This window comes from Photorhabdus sp. HUG-39, assembly GCF_963878365.1.
GTDB classification, from domain to species: Bacteria; Pseudomonadota; Gammaproteobacteria; order Enterobacterales; family Enterobacteriaceae; genus Photorhabdus; species Photorhabdus kayaii.
In genome coordinates this window covers 115,012-122,054 of the sequence record NZ_CAWNWY010000013.1, presented here as the reverse complement: position 1 = coordinate 122,054, position 7,043 = coordinate 115,012, and the positions used below count along the sequence as shown (strand labels likewise).

General features: G+C 28.0%; 9 protein-coding genes. 8 read left to right on the top strand and 1 reads right to left on the bottom strand.

Annotated features, from left to right (window positions below):
- The coding region (locus tag AAC155_RS10850; protein ID WP_223121420.1) for a DUF4277 domain-containing protein at positions 1 to 82 on the bottom strand (82 nt) is incomplete at its 3' end.
- A 125-nt stretch (positions 83 to 207) separates the two neighbouring features.
- Here AAC155_RS10850 and AAC155_RS10845 point away from each other — a divergent pair.
- The 8 genes from AAC155_RS10845 (at position 208) to AAC155_RS10810 (ending at position 7,034) form a co-directional block, all read left to right on the top strand.
- On the top strand, positions 208 to 498 hold the full coding sequence (locus tag AAC155_RS10845) for a multinuclear nonheme iron-dependent oxidase (protein ID WP_158536547.1): 291 nt from the start codon (positions 208 to 210) through the stop codon (positions 496 to 498).
- Complete coding sequence (locus tag AAC155_RS10840) at positions 495 to 1,733, top strand: hypothetical protein (RefSeq protein ID WP_113042144.1); 1,239 nt, start codon at positions 495 to 497, stop codon at positions 1,731 to 1,733. The genes AAC155_RS10845 and AAC155_RS10840 overlap by 4 nt, the downstream gene beginning before the upstream one ends.
- A complete protein-coding gene (locus AAC155_RS10835; protein WP_113042143.1) occupies positions 1,730 to 2,500 on the top strand; it encodes a phytanoyl-CoA dioxygenase family protein in 771 nt (256 codons plus the stop codon). Before AAC155_RS10840 ends, AAC155_RS10835 begins: the two co-directional genes overlap by 4 nt.
- 81 nt (positions 2,501 to 2,581) lie before the next feature.
- A complete protein-coding gene (locus tag AAC155_RS10830; protein WP_158536546.1) occupies positions 2,582 to 3,661 on the top strand; it encodes a pyridoxal phosphate-dependent aminotransferase in 1,080 nt (359 codons plus the stop codon).
- A 7-nt stretch (positions 3,662 to 3,668) separates the two neighbouring features.
- Positions 3,669 to 4,481 (top strand): hypothetical protein, encoded by an 813-nt coding sequence (locus AAC155_RS10825; protein ID WP_113042141.1) that lies wholly within the window; start codon positions 3,669 to 3,671, stop codon positions 4,479 to 4,481.
- The gene (locus AAC155_RS10820) at positions 4,478 to 5,275 is read left to right on the top strand and encodes a TauD/TfdA family dioxygenase (protein ID WP_113042140.1); all 798 of its coding nucleotides are present in this window, start codon (positions 4,478 to 4,480) and stop codon (positions 5,273 to 5,275) included. Before AAC155_RS10825 ends, AAC155_RS10820 begins: the two co-directional genes overlap by 4 nt.
- 9 nt (positions 5,276 to 5,284) lie before the next feature.
- Positions 5,285 to 6,412, top strand: coding sequence for a hypothetical protein (locus tag AAC155_RS10815; protein ID WP_113042139.1), 1,128 nt, complete (start codon positions 5,285 to 5,287; stop codon positions 6,410 to 6,412).
- Positions 6,405 to 7,034, top strand: a complete 630-nt coding sequence (locus AAC155_RS10810) for an ATP-binding cassette domain-containing protein (protein WP_113042138.1) — start codon at positions 6,405 to 6,407, stop codon at positions 7,032 to 7,034. Before AAC155_RS10815 ends, AAC155_RS10810 begins: the two co-directional genes overlap by 8 nt.
- Positions 7,035 to 7,043: the final 9 nt, after the last annotated feature.

Sequence of the window (7,043 nt, the reverse complement as noted above, 5' to 3'; positions counted from 1 at the left end):
GGGGTAAACCGGCTTCATGACAAAAAGCGGCGATAAGGCCAAGATGATCGAGACGTTTAATGGCAGGTATGGGTGTGGACATATTCGCTTTCCGGCAAATAAAAGTAATAGATCAAAATTGGCGATTACCGTCAACCCCACCGATGTCATCAATACAAAAAACCTGTGTAAGATCACATTATTTTTAAATCAGAAATACGGTGCGGAATGACGGATCATAATTATGACCCGAAAGAATTTTTGCTAAAACTACCATTAGATCATGTTGTGGAAATTCATTTGGCTGGTGGGGCATATAAGTTTGATATGATTATAGACACTCATGCTAATGATATATGGAGTGAAGTATGGGAATTATATGAGTTTGCACTTTCAAAAACGGATGTCAGTGGTGTTATAATTGAAAGAGATTCTAATGTTGAAGACTATACTACTATTATTGATGAAATATCCATAGCTCGTGATATATATAAAAGAGTGTACGGGAAAGTAATATGAACTTTCTAATTGTTGCACATCCTGATGACGAAATTATATGGTTCAATCCAAAAGATTTTGACTATATAGTTATAGTTTTCTCTGGCAGAGAAAATAAACCGTTATTTCATAAACAAAGGAGAGATGCATTATCTGAACATCCTTATTTTTCTAAAATTATTAATTTGGGTTTAAAAGAACCTGGAGATTGGGAAAATTTTGAAACTAATTTTTTGGATAAAAAATATTTTAAGGCCATATGTGATTCTCTAGAAAAACTAAACATTTCTGAATATGACTCTATTACTACACATGCTGTACATGGTGAATATGGGCATTATGATCATATTGCTATCCACTATGCAGTAATTGAAATCTATGGAAAGAAGAATACTATTTATATATCTAATGGGTACAACATAGTTCAAGATGAAATATTATTTTCTAATTACATAAGTGATTATTTGAAGATAAAAAGAATCTATCAAAATCATGGTGTATGGACTTGGAATAAATATAAACTTCCTCAGGGAGTTCCTTCAACTAAACTAATAATTGATAATAGAAATTTGCGAATAGCATCTTTAGCGAGTATACCAGAAAGAGAATATAATTTACAAATTGCTATTAACTCTATCTATTCACAAATAGATGAATTAAATGTATATTTAAATGGATACGAAAAGGTACCTCAATTTCTGAATAGAGATAAAATTAAAGTTTATATGAGCTATCATTTTGGGGATTTTGGTGATGCATCAAAGTTCTTCCCATTAAAAAATAAGTCTGGCTATTTATTTACGCTTGATGATGATCTAATTTATCCACCAAACTATGTTGAAAAACTTGTATTAAAAATAGAAAAGTATAAACGGCAGCAATTTATATGTGTGCATGGAAATATTATTGATAGAGATTCATTATTATCATATTATAAATATAAAAAAGGAATTCACTTTAGTCGTCCACTTGATAATGATATTGCTGTGAATATTCCAGGTACTGGTACATTGGCTTATCATTCATCATTGTGTTCATTTTCGATGGAATCTTTTCAATTAAAAAATATGTCAGATATTTGGGTTGCCGTTATCGCTAAAAAAAGAAATATAGCGATCATTTCTATTGATAGACCTGATTTTTGGATTAGAACATCAATACTAGAAACCGATCCTAATTCTATTTACAGTAATAGAGAATATTTGGATAAAAAAATATGTGAAGTGATAGAAAGAGAGGAGTTATATAAGGTATGAACAGTGAATATAAAAAAGAATTAGATACTCAAGGGTATGTCTTAATACGGGATTTTTTATGCCATAAGGAGAAAAAACTACTTAGTTCAGCAGTACAACTTCTTGATGACCGTGAAGATGTTCCCGGGGAGATAATGAAATATTATGAGTCCAGTGTGATTGATAATAATAAAATACTTAATAGAATAGAGAATTTTATTGATAAAAAAGAAGCTTTTGTTATAAAAAAAATTGAAAAAAAATCTTCTAAATTATTATCTTTAGTTATGGGTGAAGATTATTTTTTATTTAAAGACAAAATTAATTTTAAATTAAGCGGTGGTGGTGGATTCTCTCCTCATCAAGATTATCCTGCATTTACTAGATTCATTGATAAAGAAATGTTTAATGTAATGATTCCAATTGATGATACAACTATAGATAATGGTTGTTTATGTATTTCAAATAAGCCGTTTGAAAAAGAGTTAATTCCTCATAGCAAAGGTAAGGCATTGGAAAATACATATGAGAAATATAACTGGATTCCTATTCAGGCTAATGCTGGAGATCTTTTGATCTTTAGTTCATTTTTGTTGCATATGTCAAGAGAAAATCTATCTGGTAATAGGAGAAGGTGTATTTTTTTTACATACAATTGTTGTTCTGAAGGTGATCTTAGAAGTGAATATTTTGACTTTAAAAGAAAGGCTTTTCCCCCATTAGTAGAACGTGATGAAAACCATGATTATTCACAATGGATAAATAACTTAGCGAGAAAGATTTTATAATATATTTTTTATAGTAGAAATATTGTTTTCTTCCTGAATATAGAGCGAAGTGTTTATTAAATTACTAATATGGTAAATACAATGTGTATAAAAAGACGTTATTTTTATAGAGATGGGTTGTATAATGAAATTCCTGATTTTAGTATTACTCCAATCGATAATAACTTAAGTTTGATGGAGTTTCCTTATCAGATAAAATTGGATTCAAAAGTTTACTCTGATAATCTAAAAGAAATAGATATAAATTGTTATCCTAGTTTCGAAGCCAATATAATTAGAGAGAAACTATGTGAAATTAATGGTGTCAATTATGATAAAAATATTCTTCTTGGTAATGGTCTTTTGGAATTGATTCAAACAATTTTATTATCTTTTTCTACAAAAAAAACTAATCTATTAATTCCCAATCCTTCATTCTTTATGTTTACAAGATTGGCGAATATATGTCGAGTTGATGTACATAAAATTCCTTTAAATAATGATCTTAGTCTTAATGTACAAGCATTTATCCATGCGTCCCAAAAATATGAAAATTCATTAATTATTATTGATAATCCAAATAATCCGACCGGTGTATTATTTGGGGTGGATGAAATAAAATGTATTGTTGAAAACTGTAAGTGTCCTGTTGTTATTGACGAGGCATATGTGGCTTATTCATCGCAAGGTTCAAATATATTAAATCTTATTCCTGAATATGATAATCTCATTGTTCTCCGTAGTTTTTCTAAAATTGGCTTTGCCGGGCTGCGCTTTGGATATCTGTTTTCTAATCCAGATCTTATCTCATATATTAATAAGTTTTCTTTGATTTATTCATTAAGTGATATAAAAATGAAATTAGTTCTTGATATTATAAATGAAAGGAAAATTGACACGAAAAATATATCAAATGTAAAAAAATACAGAGATGTTATGATAAATAAAATGTCAAAGTTAAATGATATTGTTGTAAGTAAAAGTCAAGCTAATTTTATTTTCTTTTCAGGAGAAGCTGATAGTATTAAGTCGTTTAATAGTAAAATGATTAAAAATGGAATAAAGGTCAGTGTTTTTCCATTGGGTTACTCAAAGATTACAGATGATAGTATAAGATTTTCCATTGGAGATAAATACATAAATGGCATTGTTTTGAATATTATATTAGATAACTTTAATTGAGGTTTATATGTATTATATAATTGGGTACGAAAATGTACTTGAGTTTATTAATAAGGTTATAGGTTTACGTGGTATATCTTTTAATTATCACAATGAATTTTTCATAAAATACTCTGTTTTTGATAGAATACCTGATTCTAACATACCTCTTATAACTTCATATGAAGGTGCTTTACCATATTGTTACGACCACCTGCTTACATTAAAAGATAAATATACGAATAATTCGGAAAAGATTAATTTAATGATTATAAATAATGTATTTTATGAATGGTTATATACATTGTCAAAATATGATAAAATATATGAATTAATAAACAAGGTTATTAAGATTATTATTATAAATAAGTTATCTTCGTATACAAATGGCACGACACAAAAAACAATTGGTCTTGCTTCTATGGATTTTAAAGATGAATTTGATTATCAGGATTTTGTTGAATTGGTTTTTCATCAATTGACCCACATGATTTTATTCATTGATGATATTGCTAATATACATATGAATGAAGATTCTAAAAGAATTCATGTAGAGGTTGAAGGGGTTAAATCTGTTTTTGGTAATAACATGTTTCCTATATATTTACTTTTCCATAGCTATATAGTTGGTGTGGAGATTCTTTCATTTAGAGCTCAATTGTTTGGATTAAATTCATCTGCAAAATATCATGGTTCTACAGATAGAATTGTGAGATTATGTAAAAAAATGTCAAGTGTTATTAAAGAAAATCTAAATATGTTTTCAGGGCGTTCAAGCGAGATTTTTAAAGAGTCTTTACATTTATTAAATGTATTTGAGAATTATGAGGAAATAAAATGATATACAATGACTATCCTTTATTTAGTAATATTAAGAAGATTATTGGTTCTGACGATTATAATTTTAGTGAATTACACGATAATGAAAAAATCAAGTATATCCATAAGGATAATGTCGAACTTGGATTAAGTAAGGAAATTTATGGTAAAGTATTTTCAGATGGGGATATATATTTAATTGAATTTCATAATGATCAAAGTATTTCTGATATATCATTATGGCTCGCAAGCATATTTGGGCCACTTCTTACTTATAAGAATAGAGGTCTTAAAGAATATGAAACGATAAAATCAGTTGATAACCCCAAGTGGTTTTTTGAATCAAATATATCTCAACCGGTACATACAGATGAAGGGCATGAAGAAAAACAGCCAAATATAGTTGCACTATATTGTCAAAACCCTTCTTGTGAAGGTGGTGATAGTATATTAGTTGACTCAGATGCTGTTTATAATTTTATTTTTGAAAAGTATGGGGAGAAATCTGATATATTATTCCATGATGAATGTCTTGCCCATTTTTCTAGTAATAAATCTTTTCAAAAAAGGATATTTTCAAAAATATCGAGTAATGTTGGAATATCATTTTCACCATTACTTAATAAATTTAAATGTACCCAAGATGTTTACTCGATGCTTATGGATATTAGTGATTTTATACACCAAAAGGAAAATCAATACCGATTGCGTTTAAGTAAAAATCAATGTATTGTATTCAGCAATTATTTGTATTTGCATTCTAGGACGAAATTTCCTAAAGATTCACCAAGAAAATTGTTTAGATTTTGGTTTTAGAGAGGCAGTATGAATTTAATAATCGCTGATGCCTTGGAATATAAAGGTAGGATAAAAAAATTCGCGTCTGGGAATAAAAATGTCATTATACTCCTTTTTCTTTTGTTACTCCCGGCAAAGTTCAGTGGTGTCATTGAGGTTTTAATTACTTTATCTTCTAATATTGTTATTCCAGAGAATCACATAAAATCATTTTATTTTTCTTCCATATCTTTAATAGTTTATCTAGCATTTTATTTGATTAACCTAAGGTTTTTTCCTTCTGCAAAGGAGAATTCAGTCATCGTTTCTTTGGTAGGTAAAAAAAACTTGTTTATTTGTCGTGTTGTTTTCTTTATTTATAGTGCTTTTCCGATGGTTATTTTCTTTTTTATGGGTTTTTTCTCTGAAAATGTTAATTGTTTACATTACCTTTCATCTATGTTTTTTTTGATGGTTTCTTTTGCTGTAATTGGATTTTGCTTATTTGAGTTAAGTTTTTTGCATTTTTTTATTGTTACTGTGTTCTTTATTCTGGCGGCATCATTCAGGAATGGAATATTATATGATTTGATTTTTACATTAATTATTCCATTAGTAGCATTGATATTATATTTGAATTTCACACCATGTTACATAATTAATAGAAATAAAAAATTATTTTCATTAGTTTTTTTTTCTTTGCCTTATATAATTAACCTTCGTTCTTATTTTAATAAAAATAAAATATCTGTGCTTATTATGGTATTATCTGTTCTGCTTTTATATATATTATGTGAAAGTGCTTTTTCTCAAATACCAAACAAAGCTGATTATATATTATTAATATATTCCAGTGTTGTTTTATATATATGCATGTTGTTATTCTATAATCTTTCATATATTGAAATAAATTATCTTTCATATTTGTCAAACTTTCTCTCTGTGCGGAAAATATTCCTTTTTAATTATTGTGTTTCTTTGTTTTTTTATCTTGTTTGTTTTTTGATTTTTTGTTTTCTTGTTGTTAAATCTTTTTCTGTGATTATATTTTTATCTTATGCCTTTCTTTCTATTATTGTTTCTTTTATTTCTCTTTTGAGAACGCAATACACGAAAATTATTATTGTTGGTGTTATTTTCTTTTTTACGCTATTTTTAGGGGTTATTTATGCTTGAGGTTGTTGGGTTAGAAGTTGTTATTAATAGTAAGACTATTTTTTCAGAAGTTAATTGTAGTTTTCGTGTTGGATTAAACCGTATTGCGGGAGTTAATGGGGCTGGTAAAACGACTTTTCTTGCAAGTATTGCTGGCGTAAACAAGGTTAGAAAAGGAACGGTTAATTTTATAAAAAATGGAGAAAAGCATAAGTTTAGTTTGCAACGGCATGGCTTTTATATATCGGATAATGTTAATTTTTATAACTTTATTACTGGAATGGATGTGATAAATCTAAGTAAACGTTATAGGAAAAGTAATCTAAAATATCAATTGGATTACTATTTAAATGGTTTTGGTATATATAATTATTCTGGCGTTGAATATGGACAAATGTCGCTTGGGATAAAGAAGAAGTTTTTATTGACGTCCGCTTTTATTACCGATGCGGATGTTTATATTTTTGATGAGCCAACAAATGGCCTTGATTCAGATTCTATAACATTTTTAATTGAGTTGCTGATTTCTCTTGCAGAAGAGAAAGTGGTTATTTTTAGTTCTCATGATGATAGATTTTTGCAGGAATTGAACTTTATTACCTATGAAATAAAAGGTAACAAAATATCCTGTCCCTCTATTTAGAACTCAACA